The organism is Methylotuvimicrobium alcaliphilum 20Z (assembly GCF_000968535.2).
Taxonomy (GTDB): Bacteria; Pseudomonadota; Gammaproteobacteria; order Methylococcales; family Methylomonadaceae; genus Methylotuvimicrobium; species Methylotuvimicrobium alcaliphilum.
The window spans coordinates 3,338,631-3,356,020 of record NC_016112.1 but is presented as its reverse complement, the minus strand read 5'-3'; the positions used below and the strand labels follow the sequence as shown (position 1 = coordinate 3,356,020).

General features: G+C 50.0%; 16 protein-coding genes. 12 read left to right on the top strand and 4 right to left on the bottom strand.

What is annotated here, in order from left to right:
• The first annotated feature begins 236 nt into the window (after nt 1-236).
• The 9 genes from nrdR (at nt 237) to MEALZ_RS14185 (ending at nt 7,673) form a co-directional block, all read left to right on the top strand.
• The gene (gene nrdR, locus MEALZ_RS14225; protein ID WP_014149350.1) at nt 237-689 is read left to right on the top strand and encodes a transcriptional regulator NrdR; all 453 of its coding nucleotides are present in this window, start codon (nt 237-239) and stop codon (nt 687-689) included.
• 1 nt (nt 690) lies between these two features.
• A complete protein-coding gene (ribD, locus tag MEALZ_RS14220) occupies nt 691-1,782 on the top strand; it encodes a bifunctional diaminohydroxyphosphoribosylaminopyrimidine deaminase/5-amino-6-(5-phosphoribosylamino)uracil reductase RibD (protein ID WP_014149349.1) in 1,092 nt (363 codons plus the stop codon).
• 215 nt (nt 1,783-1,997) lie between these two features.
• A complete protein-coding gene (locus MEALZ_RS14215) occupies nt 1,998-2,654 on the top strand; it encodes a riboflavin synthase (protein WP_014149348.1) in 657 nt (218 codons plus the stop codon).
• Complete coding sequence (gene ribBA / locus MEALZ_RS14210) at nt 2,655-3,770, top strand: bifunctional 3,4-dihydroxy-2-butanone-4-phosphate synthase/GTP cyclohydrolase II (RefSeq protein ID WP_014149347.1); 1,116 nt, start codon at nt 2,655-2,657, stop codon at nt 3,768-3,770.
• A 509-nt stretch (nt 3,771-4,279) separates the two neighbouring features.
• On the top strand, nt 4,280-4,756 hold the full coding sequence (ribH, locus tag MEALZ_RS14205; protein ID WP_014149346.1) for a 6,7-dimethyl-8-ribityllumazine synthase: 477 nt from the start codon (nt 4,280-4,282) through the stop codon (nt 4,754-4,756).
• Nucleotides 4,756-5,208, top strand: a complete 453-nt coding sequence (gene nusB / locus MEALZ_RS14200; protein WP_014149345.1) for a transcription antitermination factor NusB — start codon at nt 4,756-4,758, stop codon at nt 5,206-5,208. The genes ribH and nusB overlap by 1 nt, the downstream gene beginning before the upstream one ends.
• Complete coding sequence (thiL, locus tag MEALZ_RS14195; RefSeq protein ID WP_014149344.1) at nt 5,195-6,136, top strand: thiamine-phosphate kinase; 942 nt, start codon at nt 5,195-5,197, stop codon at nt 6,134-6,136. Before nusB ends, thiL begins: the two co-directional genes overlap by 14 nt.
• A complete protein-coding gene (locus tag MEALZ_RS14190) occupies nt 6,117-6,629 on the top strand; it encodes a phosphatidylglycerophosphatase A family protein (protein ID WP_014149343.1) in 513 nt (170 codons plus the stop codon). Before thiL ends, MEALZ_RS14190 begins: the two co-directional genes overlap by 20 nt.
• Nucleotides 6,630-7,040: 411 nt before the next feature.
• Nucleotides 7,041-7,673: a HEAT repeat domain-containing protein gene (locus MEALZ_RS14185; RefSeq protein ID WP_014149342.1), complete on the top strand. Its 633-nt coding sequence runs from the start codon at nt 7,041-7,043 to the stop codon at nt 7,671-7,673.
• 280 nt (nt 7,674-7,953) lie between these two features.
• On the opposite strand, the gene MEALZ_RS14180 is transcribed toward MEALZ_RS14185, so the two are convergent.
• Together MEALZ_RS14180 and MEALZ_RS14175 are read right to left on the bottom strand one after the other, a co-directional pair.
• Nucleotides 7,954-8,394, bottom strand: coding sequence for a DUF2782 domain-containing protein (locus MEALZ_RS14180; RefSeq protein WP_223842312.1), 441 nt, complete (start codon nt 8,392-8,394; stop codon nt 7,954-7,956).
• Nucleotides 8,395-8,482: 88 nt separating this feature from the next.
• Nucleotides 8,483-8,995 carry a DUF4124 domain-containing protein gene (locus MEALZ_RS14175; RefSeq protein ID WP_014149340.1) on the bottom strand — a complete coding sequence of 171 codons (513 nt, stop codon included), beginning with the start codon at nt 8,993-8,995 and terminating at the stop codon, nt 8,483-8,485.
• A gap of 163 nt (nt 8,996-9,158) precedes the next feature.
• Between MEALZ_RS14175 and MEALZ_RS14170 the strand changes: the two genes are divergently transcribed.
• Genes MEALZ_RS14170 through MEALZ_RS14160 form a run of 3 tightly spaced genes read left to right on the top strand, consistent with a single transcriptional unit; the run spans nt 9,159 to nt 15,264 of the window.
• Nucleotides 9,159-11,327 carry a CHASE domain-containing sensor histidine kinase gene (locus MEALZ_RS14170; RefSeq protein WP_046061180.1) on the top strand — a complete coding sequence of 723 codons (2,169 nt, stop codon included), beginning with the start codon at nt 9,159-9,161 and terminating at the stop codon, nt 11,325-11,327.
• A gap of 18 nt (nt 11,328-11,345) precedes the next feature.
• Nucleotides 11,346-13,802: an ATP-binding protein gene (locus MEALZ_RS21060; protein ID WP_014149338.1), complete on the top strand. Its 2,457-nt coding sequence runs from the start codon at nt 11,346-11,348 to the stop codon at nt 13,800-13,802.
• The gene (locus MEALZ_RS14160) at nt 13,795-15,264 is read left to right on the top strand and encodes a sensor histidine kinase (protein WP_014149337.1); all 1,470 of its coding nucleotides are present in this window, start codon (nt 13,795-13,797) and stop codon (nt 15,262-15,264) included. Before MEALZ_RS21060 ends, MEALZ_RS14160 begins: the two co-directional genes overlap by 8 nt.
• 225 nt (nt 15,265-15,489) lie before the next feature.
• Here the strand turns inward: MEALZ_RS14160 and MEALZ_RS14155 are convergent, their stop codons facing one another.
• Nucleotides 15,490-15,906, bottom strand: a complete 417-nt coding sequence (locus MEALZ_RS14155) for a hypothetical protein (RefSeq protein ID WP_014149336.1) — start codon at nt 15,904-15,906, stop codon at nt 15,490-15,492.
• A 125-nt stretch (nt 15,907-16,031) separates the two neighbouring features.
• Nucleotides 16,032-16,820 carry a hydroxypyruvate isomerase family protein gene (locus MEALZ_RS14150; RefSeq protein WP_014149335.1) on the bottom strand — a complete coding sequence of 263 codons (789 nt, stop codon included), beginning with the start codon at nt 16,818-16,820 and terminating at the stop codon, nt 16,032-16,034.
• Between the last annotated feature and the right edge of the window lie 570 nt (nt 16,821-17,390).

Below are 17,390 nucleotides of genomic sequence, written 5' to 3'. Positions count from 1 at the left end.
TTCAAACTACCCTTCATCCTTCGGCAGGGCTCTCCTGAGCGCAGCCGAGGGGCGAAGGCGAACGGTAGTTTGAGATTCCCGACTGCTCTTTTTAGGATTTAACGAGATTATCGCGAAGATATCCACGCCTTATTTCCCCTATCCCGAAATAAATTACGGTAAGCGTGCTTAATTGTTATAAAATCATCGGTTTTTCAACGACTCGATATTTTTCAATGGTAATCGGCGATTAAATTATGCGATGTCCTTTTTGTTCGGCGCAAGATACCCGAGTGATCGATTCCAGATTGGCGAATGAAGGCGATCAAGTGCGCAGGCGCCGCGAATGTTCGGTTTGTAAAGAGCGCTTTACGACTTTCGAACAGGCCGAGTTGAGTCTGCCGCGCGTGATCAAACGCGGTGGTGCAAGAGTGCCTTTCGACGAACAAAAACTCCGCGCCGGCATGTTGCGCGCCTTGGAAAAGAGGCCGGTGGACAGCGATGCGATCGAGCAATCCGTCAGCCGGATCATCAAAGAATTGGCCACGAAAGGCGAGCGCGAGATAAAGGCGCAAGAATTGGGTGAAAAAGTCATGAGAGAGTTGAGTATGCTCGATCATGTCGCCTATGTCAGATTCGCTTCGGTCTATCGAAGTTTCGAGGATGTCAGCGAATTTACCGATATGATCGAACATTTGAAGCGGCAATAAGATGACTTCAGTGTGGCATCCGGACGAATTTTACATGGCCCGGGCGATTCAATTAGCGCATAACGGCATGTACACGACGCAACCGAATCCGCGTGTCGGTTGTGTATTGGTTAAAGAAGGGGCGATTATCGCCGAAGGCTGGCATGCACGGGCCGGCGAGGGTCATGCCGAAGTCGAGGCGCTCAAGCGGGCGCAAAGCCCCGAAGGGGCGACGGTTTATGTTACATTGGAGCCTTGCAGTCATCACGGGCGCACGCCGCCTTGTTGCGAAGCCTTGGTCAAAGCCGGCGTAGTTCGTGTTGTTGCGGCCATGCAAGACCCTAACCCGCTGGTTTCCGGGCGAGGTTTGACGAGATTGAATGACGCCGGTATCGATGTGCGCTGCGGCGTTTTGCAAAACGAAGCGATGAAACTGAATCCGGGCTTCATTAAACGCATGCAAACGGGTTTGCCGTTTATACGAGGCAAGTTGGCGATGAGTTTGGACGGGCGCACCGCGATGGCTTCCGGCGAGAGTAAATGGATCACTTCGGATCAATCCAGAGCCGATGTACATCGATATCGCGCCCGCAGTTCGGCGATTTTGACCGGTATCAATACGGTGTTGGCCGACGATCCTGCCTTGAATGCGCGGGTCGAATTCGAAACCCTGCAGCCGGCCAGAGTTGTGCTCGATACCCGTCTTAGGATGCCGCCGACCGCGCGTTTATTGACATTGCCGGGCCGGAATGTGATCGTGACTTGCTCGCAAGACAGAAGTGAAATCGATACGTTGCAACAAATAGGCGCGGAAGTGTATTGCGTTGCCGAGCGTAACGGAAAGGTCGATTTGTCCGCCGTGATGGATTTGTTGGGACGATTGCAGTTTAACGAGATATTCATCGAAGCCGGTCCGACCTTGAGCGGGGCTTTGTTGGCCGAAAACCTTGTCGACGAATGGCTCATCTACATGTCGACTAATGTATTGGGCGATGAGGGCCGAGGGTTGTTCCGTTTGCCGGGGCTTGAAAAAATGGCCGATAAAAAACATTTAAGCTTATGCGATATCAGACAAATAGGGTCGGATCTCAGGCTGACGCTGAAGCCGACTTGAAAACAACGTAGCCCGTGTGCAGCGAAGCGAAATACGGGAAGTTCTGTGCCTAGGCCTCCCGGATTCCGTTTCACTTCATCCGGGCTACTACGCCTTTTTGAGCAAGTCGGTCGAGCCAAGCATTGCACAACGCCCTAAAAAGCGTTTATCTTTTCACTATTCACTATTCACTATTCACTATTCACTATTCACTATTCACTATTCACAGCCCTTCTATGTTCACAGGTATTATTCTGGCAATCGGCAGCATTGCCGCGATCGAGCCTAAAGCCGGCGATTGTCGGCTTAAAATAAGTACCGGCAAGTTGCCGCTGGCCGACGCTCACTTGGGCGATAGCATCGCGGTCAACGGTGTTTGCCTAACCGCGGTCGAGTTGGGTCGGGATTATTTTTATGCCGACGTATCGAACGAAACGTTGGCGCGCACGACCTTGAAAACGGCGAAGGTAGGCACGCGGGTCAATCTGGAATTGGCATTGACGCCGTCGACACGCATGGGCGGGCATATCGTCAGCGGTCATGTCGACGGTATCGGTACGGTACTCGATAAACACTCCGACGGCCGCTCTTATCGTTTTCGCTTCAAGGCGCCGGACAATCTGGCGAAATATATCGCCGAAAAAGGCTCCATTTGCATCAACGGTATTAGCTTGACCGTCAACGAAGTCGACGGCGCGGTGTTCGGCGTCAATATCGTGCCGCATACCTTACAGGAAACGACGCTTGGCGATACCGAAGCCGGTGATAAAGTGAATCTTGAAGTCGATTTGCTGGCCCGCTATCTGGAGCGCTTGATGGCCGGCGATTCGGCGGCGCGCGGCATGGGCGGCGTGACCGAACAATTATTGAAAAGCAGTGGCTTTCTAAACTAAATGAATACAATCGATGAAATTATAGAGGACCTGCGCCAAGGCAAAATGGTCATTATCATGGATGACGAAGACCGCGAGAACGAGGGCGATCTGGTCATGGCGGCGACTTTTACCCGTCCCGAAGATGTTAACTTTATGGCTCGCTACGGACGCGGTTTGATTTGTCTGACCTTGACCCGAGAACGTTGCCGGCAGTTGCGTTTGCCGTTGATGGTCAATGAAAACAAGACCGCGCATTCGACTAACTTTACCGTGTCGATCGAAGCGGCTAAAGGCGTTACGACCGGCATTTCAGCGGCCGATAGGGCGCGCACGATTCAGGCGGCAGTCGCGTCCGATGCGCGCGCCGAAGACTTGGTGCAGCCCGGTCATATCTTTCCGTTGATGGCGCAGTCCGGCGGGGTATTGAATCGCGCAGGTCATACCGAAGCCGGTTGCGATTTGGCGCGTTTGGCCGGCGTGGAACCTGCCGCGGTGATCGTCGAGATTCTAAACGACGACGGGAGTATGGCCAGGTTGCCGGATCTTGAAAAATTCGCCGAGCAACATCAGTTGAAAATCGGCACGATAGCCGATTTGATCCATTACCGTATTCAGCATGAAAATACGCTCGAGCGGATCAGCGAGTGCAATTTTCCGACCGAGTTCGGCGATTTCCGTTTGTATGCCTATCAGGACCAAAACGACAATAAGCTGCATTTGGCCTTGGTGATGGGGCAGGTGGCGGGCGACGAGCCGGTTCTGGTTCGGGTGCATGGGCGTAATTTGCTGGATGATTTGTTTTCGTCGAAACGTAATGAAAATAGCGTATCCTTGCGCGATGCGATGCGGATTATCGCCGAGGAAGGCCGAGGCGTGATTGTCGTGATCCGGCAAAACGAGGACAATAAGTCGCTGGTCGAGCATATTCACCAGTATCAAATGCAGGATAATGGCGTGGTGAATCCGGCGTCGACCGATAGCGTCGGAGATTGGCGTTCGACCGGAACGGGGTCGAGAATCCTTGCGGATTTAGGCGTACACCGCTTAAAGGTGATCGGCACGCAGAAAAAATATGTCGGTTTGGCGGGCTTCGATTTGGAAGTCGTCGATTATGTAGGGAAGGACGGTATTTAAATTTAGTCGCGACGAAGGCAGAGCGCTCTTCGTTCCCACGGTCCTACGCTCGCCGTTATACACAAGTATCGATAAACTTGCTAAACAGAGGTCATCGTATACTTGGAAACGGTGCTGTTTGATAAATCTGCGGATATTGAACATCAGTGGCTTCGAAATCGCGATGAAGGCGTCGCTCCCACAAGGGGCCGGATGCTCTGTGGGAGCGATCCCCAGATCGCGATTTCGAAGTCAAGTACGTTAGGTAACAATAAATGGTATTGAAGTCACATTAGCGAAGATGGCATGACGGTAATAAGTAATGCTTGCTTCAGGCTCTAATGTGCCTCAAAAGCCTGCCATCCATGGCACTGGATTCCGCCGGTCCATGGCGGAATGACGGGATTTTTATCATTCCCACGCATGCCGTTAAAACGGCGATTACGGATCTCACGGTAATGTGTGAGAAGTCAACGGAAACGGTCTTGACAAGATCGTTTCTATCGAAAAACAAGAGATAGAGAGTTTAGATGTCGGCTATTAAAACCTATGAAGGCCATTTGTCAGTAAAGGGCGGTAAATTTTGCATCGTTGCATCCCGCTTTAACAGTTTTATCGTCGAGCAGTTAGAAGCCGGCGCTATCGATGCGTTGGTCCGTCACGGCGCCAATCGAGACGATATTTGTCTGGTCAAGGCGCCGGGCGCATTCGAACTGCCGATGGTCGTGCAGCGCATTGCTGCCGGTAAACAATACGATGCGATTATTGCCTTGGGCGCCGTGATAAGAGGCGGCACGCCGCATTTCGAATATGTCGCCGGCGAGTGTGTCAAAGGCTTGGCGTCGGTTTCGCTGCAATACGATGTGCCGGTCAGTTTCGGCGTGTTGACGGTCGATACGATCGAGCAAGCAATCGAGCGTGCGGGAACCAAGGCCGGTAACAAAGGCGCGGAAGCGGCAATGTCGGCACTGGAAATGGTTAATTTGTTCCAGCAGTTGGAAGCCTAATGAGCCAAGCGCGTACCAATGCGAGAAAAGCCGCCGTGCAAGCGTTGTATCAGTGGCAAATGACCGGTCAAAACCTCAGTGCGATCGAAATGCAGTTTTTGGAAGAAGAACGCTTGAGAGATGCTCAAAAAAGCTATTTCAACGAATTGTTTCACGGCATTCCGAAAAGCCTTGATGTGATCGACGAAACGTTGATGCAATTCGTCGACCGTCCGGTCGAAGCGATCGATCCGGTCGAACGGGCGATTTTGAGAATCGGCGTGTATGAACTGATGAATCGGCTGGACATGCCTTATCGGGTCGTACTTAACGAGAGTATCAATCTAGCCAAATGCTTCGGCGCCGATGGCAGTCATCGTTATGTCAACGGCATACTCGATAAAGTGGCTCAGCAAAAACGAGCCGTGGAAATCCAAGCAAAAAATCGAAAAGCCTCGGATGCCAGCGGCTGAATTCGATCTAATCGAGCGTTTTTTCGCCGTAAAAAAATCGTCGAATGCGGCAACCGAGTTGGGTATCGGCGACGATTGCGCATTGTTAAGCGTGCCGGCCGGTTATCGATTAGCGATAACCGCCGATACGATGGTCGAGAATGTGCATTTTTTAGCCGGTACCGATCCCTATGATTTGGGCTACAAATTACTGGCAGTTAATTTGAGCGACTTGGCCTCGATGGGCGCCGAGCCGGTTGCCGTAACCTTGGCGTTGACATTGCCTGATGTCGACGAATCCTGGCTCGAACGATTCGCGGAAGGTTTTTTCGAATTGGCCGCTCATTACCGTATCGATCTAGTCGGAGGCGATACGACATCCGGCCCATTGACGCTTACGGTGCAGGCCATGGGCATAGTTCCGGCGGGTCAAGCTTTGCGCCGTTCGGGGGCGCGTCCCGGCGACGTCATTTATATGACCGGTAAACTCGGCGATGCCGGGCTAGGTTTAAAAATTGCCCAAGGACATTTTAGTTGTTCGCAGCAGCAGGCTGCGCTCGAGCGCTTTAATCGGCCGAAACCGCGTGTCGAAGAAGGCTTGGAATTGCGCAATATCGCACGAAGTTGTATCGACGTGTCCGACGGTTTGGCGCAAGATTTAGGGCATATTTTGAAACAAAGCGGCGTCGGCGCGTGTCTGGATTGGGAGGATTTGCCGTTGTCGAATGCGGTCAAGGCCTATATCGAGGCAACCGGCGATTGGACTATGCCGCTGCGTGCCGGAGACGATTATGAATTATGTTTTACCGTGCCGGCTGATAAAGCGGCATTATTGACAGAAAACTTTACGCGTATCGGCGTTATCGAGGATGGTCCGGGACTTAGAGTTCATCGTTTCGGCACGACGGAATTGTTGAGGGTACAAGGTTTTGAGCATTTTTCTCACTGATAAGATAGGCAAAAATGAATTAACGGCTAAGGCAATATTCACTGATCCGGTGTTATTTTTGGCTTTTGGTTTCGGTTCGGGCTTGTTTAAAAAAGCGCCCGGAACGATGGGCACGGTGGCCGCCATTCCGGTTTGTTGGTTGTTTGCGCTTGCCGGCGATTATTTTTATTATGCTTTGACGCTAGCCGCCGTTGTTGCGGGCGTCGGAATTTGCGGAATGGCCGCTAAGAAATTAGGCGAGCATGATTTCGGCGGTATCGTCTGGGACGAAGTTGCGGGCTTATTGGTAACGATGCTTTGGGTACCGTTTAATTGGCCTGCGTTGCTTGTCGGTTTCGTGTTGTTCCGGTTGTTCGATATCGTCAAGCCCTGGCCGATTATCTGGGTCGATCGCAAGGTAAGCGGAGGCTTAGGTATCATGCTCGATGATATATTGGCCGGTATTATGTCGGGGTTGATCCTTCTGGTCATTGCGGACTTGGGGTGGTTGTAATGCTCAGGTGATTTGACTCCTTGCTTGAAGTGCTCGGCATGGAGCCTACATGGACGTATTTACTCAGCACCTAAATTCCATGGCCTATCGGCTATGAATTAATTGCCTTGGTGAATTTAGGTGCTGGGTTCACGGCGTTCTTTGAAGGACACCCCGGTGCCGAATTTTGATCTACGATGATAGCAAAATTTCGCCGCCGACGTGCCTATCAAATGCCCCGCACCTAAATTATCTATGATTTTAAATCATAGATAATGACTCATTGGGATTTACTCCCTTTTGATTGAAAAATCGTATAAGAATAAAAGGCGCATCAGGCACCTTCATCGAAGTCGAACGGCTTTTCTGTATTAAAGGAGTAAAGCGCAAATGATTTTATTCACAAACCTTTATTAATTGGAGATCTATCGAATGAAAGTGAAAAACCGAATGATCTTAAGTATTGTCATAACGTTGCCTTTTTTATTATCCGCATGTCAGCAGGATGCAACAGAATCGGAAAGTTCATCCTCAACTGCTTCAAAAAAAATAATACTGCAACAAAATGATGGTGCGGTACCTAATGCTTCGGAAAATTCGGACGCGCAAATGAGCAGTTTGAAGCCTGCTCGCGGAAGATCGAGTGCAACATACTCATCGGAGCCGATCGATTTCATTGAAGAAGAAAACTTGGCCGAAGCTCGAATCAATATAACAAGTAGTGATGATGATCTTCGCATGGAGGCGGTATACAATTTGACTCTCGACGATGCGAATGATTTACATTTGCTGGAAAATGTTTTGTTAACCGATCCTAACCCGGAAATTAGGGAGGAGGTTGTTATGTATCTGGCTGAGGGTGATCCTGCTAGCGTTGAGCCGTTATTAATTAAAGCGCTTAATGATCCCCATTCTTCTGTCATAATTGCCGCGCTGGACTGGTTAAGCGTTATGGATATTGGTGACAAATCGGCTGTTACTACTAAATTTAAACAAATCGCCGCAACCCATTACGACGAGGAAGTAAAAGAAGCGGCGGAAATGGCGTTGGAGATGATGGAGTAAAACGGAAGCGGCGTGAAATATACCTTTCGCACTTCAAATTTCGGCAGTGTCTTAGGAGGCGCCGGGGTGCCCGTCTAAGGACGCCGTAAACCCAGCACCTAAATTCCATAGGTCTTTGGCAATGATTCAAAATCATGGCTTATTTAGGTGCTGGATGAATTATCCAAGACAATTAACCATGGCCAATGGGCTATGCAATTTAGGTGCTGGATGAATACGTCCATGTAGGCTCTATGCCAGCTCCCCGAGGCCTCCTTCGGCACTGCAGAAAGGTATAAGGTCAATTCCACTCAAGCAATTTCCATTGATTGATTCGCGTACCGCGATGTAAATCGCTTTCTCTGACGTCCATGTTGCCGTCGCCGTCAGTGTCGATCAGATAGTAAGCCGGGCCGATATCGGGAACGATTTTGATCATATACAACTCGCCGTTGATCCGGTATTCCTGTATTTGTTCTTTGCCTCGCCGAATGATGGTGATATCGGGCTCCATCGGTTCGCCGCTTTCGACAGGCATCGGTGCATCGGGAAGTTCGGGAATGGCTTCGGTGGTTTCCTTGCTTCTGCGTATTACCGTTCGGTCAGGCTCCATCACTTGGCCGCTTTGCACGGTTGCCGGCATATCCGGTACGTCGGGAATATCCATTAAAATGGGCGGCGGGGCCGATAATGCGAATGCCGGAATAATCAGCAAGGTGTAAGTTAAAGTTAAACGCATCATAATTTTTATATCTAATCGGTTATTGAGCCTATTATGACAGCTTGCGGGCGCTGCGTAATGAAAAAAGTTCAGACAAACCATTAAAGAACTAGCGGCGGGGAGAGTTTGTCATCCAAGTTGATTTAGAATCACGCATCGGCCACCTGGGGGCTTTGTCAATGCTCCTGGAGCGATCCCGGTAAGGGAGTCTTGACTGATAGGGAAGATAATACAATGGGTAAGCCTGCATTCGATATTGATTCTCTAGTGCTTCGGCTTGCCTTAATTCGGCTAAGGCTTGTTGACGCTGCGCTTCCGCGCTACGTTTCAGCGCCTCAACCGCTTCGATGCGATGCTGTTCCTGGCGCTGCATTCTTTCGGCTTCCAGTCTTTCGGCTTTTTGCTTATCCCGTTCCATTTGCCAAATGGCGAGTCGTCTTTCGGCCTCGGCCAATTGGCGAGGGTCGGTGGGTTCTATCGGTACTTTTTCTTGTTGCGCATCGGATGAGCAAGGCCTGCCTTGGTAGGTGATTTTCCCTGATGATGCGATACATTTAAAAACATCGGCATCAACAGATGGGCTTATGGCTATCAAAAGCAAAAGGAATGCTATTATTGTCATTGCGTAACATTTTTTAAGCATAAGGTTACAAATGTAGACCCAATATGTTTAGCTTGGTTCTTTGATTTTTTCCTATCAATAGGCTTAACTTAATTCAATCGCCTCTTGACCGGTTTGATCGGCTGCCGGCTGTTCTTTGGTATTAACCCTTCTCATATTTCTCATGCCGATGCATTCTTCGGGCCCATCCTTTTTACGCCATCTTTTTCCACTGCTGATATCGAGTCTCGTTTTGCTGCTTTCGCTCGGAGCGACCTTCGGGGTTTGGAAAAACGCTGAAGCAGACCTTGAACGCAATTTGAAAATCGATTTCGATTTTAGGGTTAGGGAGATTATAGACCGTATCGAGCAGCGTATGGCAACTTACGAGCAAGTTTTATTGGGCGTAAAAGGATTGTTCATTGCTTCCGATTATGTCGACCGAAACGAATTTCGTATCTATGTGGATACGCTGAAAATCGATCGAAATTATCCCGGTATTCAAGGTATCGGTTTTTCGGTGGTTGTGCCGAGTCATGACAAAGATAAGCATATCGCCGATATTCGCACTCAAGGGTTCCCGGACTATTCGATTCGACCGGAAGGCGAGCGTGATATTTATAGTTCGATTTTATACCTTGAGCCGTTCGTTGATCGCAATCTTCGAGCCTTTGGTTACGATATGTATTCCGAGCCGGTCCGCAGAAAAGCGATGGCCGATTCGCGCGATCTGAGTCAAACACGCATTTCCGGTAAAGTCATATTGGTTCAGGAAACCGATGAAGCTGTGCAAGCCGGTTTTTTGATGTATTTGCCGTTATTCCGCGATAACGTAACCTATGAGTCTGTCGAGGAACGGCGCAGCAATATCGTTGCCTGGATCTATGCGCCGTTTCGTATGGATGATTTCATGGCGGGGGTTGGCGGAGAACGCGCATCCGACTTGAATCTGGAGATATTCGACGGCGTTACGATGACCGAGGAGGCGAGAATGCATAGTAGCTCGTCCGAGGCTTTGTCGAGTCTTTACTATCTAAATACGATACGAACGATCGAGATAGATGGCCATGAGTGGACTTTAGCGGTGAGCCCTGGGGCGAGCTTCAAACAACGGGTTAGCCTAGATAAACCGCGATACATAGCCGCTGCGGGGGCAACGCTGAGTGTGTTGTTGGCGACAATCATTTGGCAATTGGCGTCCGGGCGCGCTAGAGCGCTGGCGTTGGCAACCGAGATGACGCGTGAGCTACGCGAGAGCGAGGCACGCTTTCGGCAAATGGCCGATTCGGCGCCGGTATTGATTTGGATTTCCGGGACTGACAGCCGCTGTTTTTGGTTCAATAAGGTTTGGCTAGATTTTACGGGGCGAACCCTAGATCAAGAAAAGGATAACGGCTGGCTGGAAGGCGTCCATCCTGAAGATAGACAGCGCTGTATCGATTGTTATCTAGATCATTTCAATCGCCGCGAACCGTTTCGTATGGAATATCGCTTAAGGCGCTTCGATGGCGACTATCGATGGATCGACGATCATGGCGTGCCGCGTGTTGATGACCATGGAAATTTTTCCGGTTACATCGGTTCTTGTACCGACATCACCGAGCGTAGGCAGGTGGAAACGATACTACGAACCCATTCCGAGGCTTTGACGCGCTCGAATGCCGATCTCGAGCAATTTGCCTACAGTGTCTCCCATGATATGCGGCAACCGCTTAGGACGATTGCTGGACATTTGCATTTGCTGGAGCTCGGTTTGGCTGAGCAATTGGACGAAGACAACAAGGAGAACTTGGCCTTTGCGCTCGACGGCGCCAAACGTATGGATGCGATGATCGTTTCGTTACTCGACTATTCCCGTATCGGTCGTAAGACCGAGCCTAAAATTTATATGGAAACCCGCGAGTCCTTGAATGAAGCGTTGCAATTTTTAGAGGTGGAAATCGAAGAGAAGCGTGCCGATGTCGTCGTCCAGGGCGATTGGCCGTTTTTATCCGCGAGCCGGGATGAATTGACGCGCTTGTTGCAAAATTTGATCGCCAATGCCATTAAGTATCACGATAGCGATGAGGTGCCGTATGTGACCGTGGTTTCAACCGAGCACGCGGGGATATGGTCAGTACGCATTGCCGACAACGGCATCGGGATCGACCCCAACCAAATCGATAAATTGTTTCAATTTTTTAGCCGACTGCAGTCACGGGCGCGCTTCGACGGTAACGGCATGGGCTTAGCTTTGTGTCGGCGCATTGTCGAGCATCATGGCGGTCGCATCTGGGCCGAGTCGGAAGGGGAAGGCAAAGGCAGCACGTTTGTTTTTGAAATTCCATTGGCGCAGAATAATGCATCCGATTAGTTTTTCAGCGAACGCGCCATGAATCAGAGCAACAATGGGACTTATCGAAAACTACGCCGCACCGTGACGCTGGGCGTATGCGGCATTTTGCTATTGTTTGCACTGTCCATCGTCTATGTTGTCAGGAATGAACGTATCAATCGATTTCATGGCTTGGCAGCCCATGCTTCCGCCGCGACCAGCGTTAACGAGGTTTTGCTATCTCGTGTCCTGGTCGATATCGATCGATTTTTGCTGAAAACACGATTATTGCTGAAGCAGGGTAAGGCCGATGAAACGTTGCCAGGTTCATTGCAGGGCGAATTGGCCGCCAATCCCGAGTTAGTGGATTTGTTAATTGTCGATCGCGATGGTGTCGTCAGTCATTGGACCGGGGCCGGCGATAAGCCGGTAGTTCATGATCACTCATCTTACACCTATCATTTTAATCGTTCTGAAGATCGCCTGTTTGTGAGTCCTCCAATGCCCTCATCGATAAGCGAAGGGGAGTATGAGGTCTCATTCAGTAGGCCCTATTTCGATGATGAACAACATTTTGCCGGAACGGTGGTTGCGGTTGTTTCGATTGATCGCTTGGCCGAAATTTTTGCCGGTATTGAACGTGCGCCGGGGTCGACTTTGGTCGTGATGAATAATGATAATCAGGTGTGGTTTCGTAACCCGCGCGTACTCGGCGATTCCGGCACTCGATTGCGTGAAGTGCTGAAACCTTATCGGGATAAAAGACAACGGTCGGGTAGGGTGATATCGCCATTTGACGGTAAGGCGTATTGGGTTGTCGAAAAGCGCATGGCCGATTTTCCTCTGCGAATATTGACGTCCGCCGAAATGACTTCGGTGATGGCCGCCGAGCGCGCCATGATTGCTTGGGCGATGGCGCTGTTTTTAGTCGTCTCGTCAGTGTTGTTCGTATTGTTGTATCTGATACGGCGACAGATGGACGATTTAGAGCGGGGCGAGAATGCTTTACAGAAAAGTCACGATCTATTAACGAAATTGTCCAAGCAGGTTCCCGGCGTTATTTATCAATTTCGATTATTTCCCGACGGTCGATCCTGTTATCCTTTCGCGAGTTGCGGTATCGAAGATATATACGAAGTCACCCCGGAACAGGTGCGCGAGGATGCCGCTTTGACCATCGCGAGAATACATCCCGAGGATCGGAATAACGTGATGTCTTCGGTCTGGGAGTCGGCTGCCGCGATGACAGCATGGCATCAAGAATATCGCGTGATATTGCCCAAGCAAGGTTTGCGTTGGCTCCGGGGAGATAGTCGGCCGGAACGGCTTGAAGATAGCAGTGTGTTATGGCATGGCTTCATTACCGATATCACCGAGCGAAAACTTTACGAGCTAGCCGCTCAAGAGTTAAACCGCGATTTCAATACCTTTCTCGACAACACCTCGGATTATGTGTATTTCAAGGATCAAGACAGTCGTATTCGCTTTTGCAGTAAAACATTGGCGACGGTTACCGGTTACGACAATTGGCGGGAATTAGTCGGTAAACACGATTCGGAAATTTTTCCGAAAGATATCGCGCGTATCTATTTTGAAGAGGAACAACCGATTTTTAAGGATGGGAATCCGTTGATCAATAAGATTGATCCTTACTATGATTTGCATGGACAGCTCCGCTGGGTCAATACCAATAAATGGCCGGTATTCGACTGCGACGGCAAGACGGTTGTCGGTTTGTTCGGCACTAGCCGCGATGTGACCGAACAGAAACGAGTCGAAGAAGAATTGCTTCGCTCCAATGTCGATCTCGAGCAATTCGCCTATAGCGTGTCGCACGATATGCGCCAGCCTTTACGCATGATCACAGGTCATCTGCAATTATTGGAACGCGCTTTGCGCGACACCTTGGATGAAGAAAGCAGAACCAATATGGCTTTCGCGCTCGACGGGGCCAGTCGCATGGATGCGATGATCGTTTCGTTACTGGATTATTCGCGCGTGGGGCGAAAAACCGAGCCGAAGACATGGCTGGAAAGTAAGGAAGCCCTGGATGAAGCGATGGTATTTTTACAGCCGGATATTGTCGGCATGCGGGCTGAAATCGATGTGCGAGGCGAGTGGCCGACTGTCTTTGCCAGCCGCGACGAATTGAGTCGCTTGTTTCTAAACTTGATCGGTAACGCGCTTAAATATCGGGAAGCGGATATTCAGCCGCGCATCGAGATTAGTTCTGATGTCGATTCGGTTAACTGGCGGGTGTCTATTCGAGATAATGGCATCGGTATCGATCCTACGCAAATCGATCGGCTATTTCAGTTTTTCAGCCGACTTCAATTAAGATCCCGCTACGAAGGAACCGGCATGGGGCTGGCGTTGTGCCGTAGGATCGTCGAACATCATGGAGGAAATATTCGCGCGGAATCGCAAGGCGAGGGTTGCGGTAGCACTTTTAGTTTCGAGCTCCCGATTAGCACACCGCCGCAACAACAAGCTGAGGAGCCGTTTTATGAGTAAGGCTTCGATGCCGCTGAAAGCATTACTTGGCGTCTCGATACTATGGACCGCTTCGGTGGCGGGCTTCTTTTTTTGGGATAGCCATATGTCTATTTGGTACGCGCAGGAAATGGCGATCAAGGAAGCGCGCGGTCATTTCAACAAGGATGTGGCTTTGCGTAAATGGGCCGCACGCCATGGCGGCGTCTATGTTCCAGTCGATGAACGGACTCGCCCGAACCCCGCCTTATCGCATATTGCCGAACGGGATATCAGCACGCCGTCCGGAATCAAACTGACATTAATGAATCCGGCGTATTTACTCCGGCAAGTCATGAGCGAATACGAAGAGCTTTATGGCGTTAAAGGAAGGATCACCGGCTTTAAGCCTTTGAATCCCGATAATGCTCCCGATGAATGGGAGACGGCGGCTTTGCACCAGTTCGAGCGGGGCGAAACGGAAGTTTTTGAGCAAACCCTGATTAACGGCGAGCCTTATATTCGCTTGATGAGCGCCATGGTGGCCGACGAACATTGCTTGAAATGCCACAGCAGGCAAGGTTACCGTGTCGGAGAAGTCTTGGGAGGCGTCGGCGTCTCCGTGTCGCTGCAATCTTATCTGGAGGGGGTGGCGAGGGTCGATCCGGAAAAAGTACTGTTGCTGGCCGTTATTTGGATTATGGGCTTGGCTGCTATCTATGCAATCGGATTATTAATTCGGCGGCGCGTCGAGGAGCGAACGCTTAACGAGGCTGCATTGATTAGAAAAAATCGAGAAATTGTCAGCGCGAATGCGTATCTGACTCGATTCGCCGAAATTTCGGCTCATCATTTGATGGAGCCGACCCGGCGCCTGGTGAGTTATAGCCAGCGTTTGCAAAGCCGCTTAAAAACCATGCCGGATGCGCATAGTGATGAAGTTTATCAAGACTTGCAAGTTTTGGAACGCGATGCTGCACACTTGCGAATGTTGGTTAAGGATATTCAATTATTTCTAGCGGCCGGCGAGCCGGTCGAAAAGGTTGGCATTCAGGATGTCGATGCACTGGTGTCTAGTCTACTGCAGCGCTTAGAGTCTCGCCTTAAACGCGCCCATGTGCGATTACACATCGATAAATTACCTTCGGCAACATTAGATAAATCGCGGTTGATCGATTTGTTTTGGACATTAATAGATAATGCACTAAGCCACGGTTTGCCTATCGATGATAACGCCGTTCCTGAAATTCATATCAGCGGGGAACGCGTCGGCAAACTAAGCCGTTACCGCATCAGCGACAACGGCCCCGGTATTCCTCTGCAATACCGGGAGAGAGTTTTTGAAATCTTCGAGCGATTGACTACGACCGATACGCCCGCGGGTGCCGGTATCGGTTTACCTATCGCAAGGCGTATCGTCGAGAGCAGGCACGGCAAAATAGGATTGGAAGATTCGCCGCTTGGAGGAATAAGCGTGGTTTTCGAATTGCCTGATGATAATTAAGGCTATACCTTTCGCACTTCAAATTTCGGCAGTGCTAGAGGAGGCGCCTGGGTGTCCGGTCGATTTTCGCTCCTGCAAAATCGACATTCACGCCATCCATGGCGCTCATAAAGGCTTTGCCAGCATGGAGCTGGCATAGAGCCTACATGGACGTATTCACGGCGTCCATTGGCGGACACCCAGGCGCCGAATTTTTATCTACGACGGGTATATGTTCAGGATAAATTATTCCGAAATTTTTACTAGCCAACCGTCTTCGCTGATGCATTTAACGATCGGCGACCTGAGCTTGACGTTGATTCTCGCATGAGTACCTTTTAATTCGGAGGGCAGTTTGCCTCGTACCACATAAAATGGGTCCTTGAATTCGGTGGTAATCGCAATCGGAATCTTTTTGACGGTGACCTCAAGATTTTCCGGTTTGTCGAATCCGAAGGCATTGAAGGTGATGTCCGATTCGGGTGCGACTTCGGCCAAATGAGCAGGTACTAGTTTATTTTTGTTGATTCTTAATTTCTGACAAGCGGAGCCGCCGCCACCGCCGGCGCCATGCCCGTCATGCATACTGGAATTGCCTTGAGCATGGACTGAACTGAATTGCAATAATAAACAACAAGCGAACAAAGGTTTGATGAGTTTCATAATGTTTCCTTATATTTCTTCTAATTTTCGAAACGCGTAGAGTAAAAGGTAGCCTGGATAATCTTAATGCCTCTCGCTCAAGCGTTAAATATACCCAATAACAGAACCTCCGCGCACTAAATTTTTCAGAGTTTTTTAGTCTGAAATTGTTCGAGCCAGTCCAGGCTGTCGAGAGTCGGTCCGACGGGTCTGTACTCGGCACCGGTCCAACCGGAATAACCTGAATTCCGTATCGTGTCGAACAAACGATTGAAATCGATATTTCCCGTTCCGGGTTGGCCGCGTCCGGGGGTATCGGCAAATTGGATGTGTCCGATCGTTTCGGGGTGCAGGCGAATAAAGGCTTCGGGATCTTCGTTCATCATCGATAAGTGATAAATATCGACTTGCAATAATAGGTTAGGATGATTGAGTCGTTCGAGCCAGTCGAGCATTTGCGCGCCGCTATGGATAATAAAACCCGGCATGTCGATTGTATTGATGGCTTCGAAAATCGCGCTTACGCCGAAGGGCGCGAAAGTGTCGGCAGCCAAACTCAGGTTTTCGCCGAATGTTTGTAGATAATCGTCGAGGCGTCTCGGATTCATGCAGCGCCCGGGAAGCACGTTGACTGCTTTAGGTTGCAAAGCCTCGATATAGTCGACGGTTTGGGTCAAGGCGGCTTTAAAGCGTTCCCGTTTTTCCGGCACTGCGGCCAAGCCTTCGCCGCCTTGCAGTAAATCGTCCGCATCGACATTGAACAACACCAATTGCAAGCCGGTTTCGTCCAGTTTGGCGCGAAGTGCATCAATGCTTTCGCTATAAGGAAACTGAATCTCGGCCGCGCTAAAACCGGCGTTTTTGGCCGCGTCGAAACGATCTAATAACGGCAGTTCGGTAAACAGCATGCTGAGATTAGCGCTGAAATTGATCATCGGGGATGTTCTGTTGTCGGATAAATAAATTGCGGATAACGTAATTAAATTAGTAAGCCTTTTCCTGATTAGCAAGTTTCTTCAGCTAAAGCCCAAAGATCAGCATATCCTTAGCATGGCGGGGTTCGCAAACCATGCGCGTCAAGCTAAAAACGACCAACCCACATCACGCTCTTTCCCAAGCTCCAGCTTGGGAAAGACACACCGGAAGCTCCAGCTTCCTGAGACTGACACAACTTCCGCGCATTCTTAATCACCTCCAACTCGCTCGCTCGCTCGTTCAATCATTCTTGGTTATCGGGAAGCTAGAGCTTCCTGAACAGGTTACCCAAGCTGGAGCTTGGGTAACAGCATATTTTAGTTTTTGCGACTACGATTAGCCCCTGCTCGGACACTTGGCTTCGGCAAGCTGAAGCATCTTGCTAATCAGGAGCCTTTTCAAGGCTATGTTCGCGTTAATAGTTGAAGTGAGTGCTACACCAATTTCGAAATTTGAAGGCTGTAGGGTACGTTGTGCGTACCACAGCAGTTCCAACCGTAGCTTGACGTGTCCTCATGTGTTGCCCTGTG

Bases quoted from the DNA above. Each gene is read 5' to 3' on its own strand.
- ribBA (WP_014149347.1), top strand. From the start codon at position 2,655: ATGAATACAATCGATGAAATTATAGAGGACCTGCGCCAAGGCAAAATG.
- nrdR (WP_014149350.1), top strand. From the start codon at position 237: ATGCGATGTCCTTTTTGTTCGGCGCAAGATACCCGAGTGATCGATTCC.
- MEALZ_RS14170 (WP_046061180.1), top strand. From the start codon at position 9,159: ATGCCGATGCATTCTTCGGGCCCATCCTTTTTACGCCATCTTTTTCCA.
- MEALZ_RS14160 (WP_014149337.1), top strand. From the start codon at position 13,795: ATGAGTAAGGCTTCGATGCCGCTGAAAGCATTACTTGGCGTCTCGATA.
- MEALZ_RS14150 (WP_014149335.1), bottom strand. From the start codon at position 16,820: ATGATCAATTTCAGCGCTAATCTCAGCATGCTGTTTACCGAACTGCCG.
- nusB (WP_014149345.1), top strand. From the start codon at position 4,756: ATGAGCCAAGCGCGTACCAATGCGAGAAAAGCCGCCGTGCAAGCGTTG.
- MEALZ_RS14185 (WP_014149342.1), top strand. From the start codon at position 7,041: ATGAAAGTGAAAAACCGAATGATCTTAAGTATTGTCATAACGTTGCCT.
- MEALZ_RS21060 (WP_014149338.1), top strand. From the start codon at position 11,346: ATGAATCAGAGCAACAATGGGACTTATCGAAAACTACGCCGCACCGTG.
- ribH (WP_014149346.1), top strand. From the start codon at position 4,280: ATGTCGGCTATTAAAACCTATGAAGGCCATTTGTCAGTAAAGGGCGGT.
- thiL (WP_014149344.1), top strand. From the start codon at position 5,195: ATGCCAGCGGCTGAATTCGATCTAATCGAGCGTTTTTTCGCCGTAAAA.
- MEALZ_RS14215 (WP_014149348.1), top strand. From the start codon at position 1,998: ATGTTCACAGGTATTATTCTGGCAATCGGCAGCATTGCCGCGATCGAG.
- MEALZ_RS14175 (WP_014149340.1), bottom strand. From the start codon at position 8,995: ATGACAATAATAGCATTCCTTTTGCTTTTGATAGCCATAAGCCCATCT.
- ribD (WP_014149349.1), top strand. From the start codon at position 691: ATGACTTCAGTGTGGCATCCGGACGAATTTTACATGGCCCGGGCGATT.
- MEALZ_RS14155 (WP_014149336.1), bottom strand. From the start codon at position 15,906: ATGAAACTCATCAAACCTTTGTTCGCTTGTTGTTTATTATTGCAATTC.
- MEALZ_RS14180 (WP_223842312.1), bottom strand. From the start codon at position 8,394: ATGATGCGTTTAACTTTAACTTACACCTTGCTGATTATTCCGGCATTC.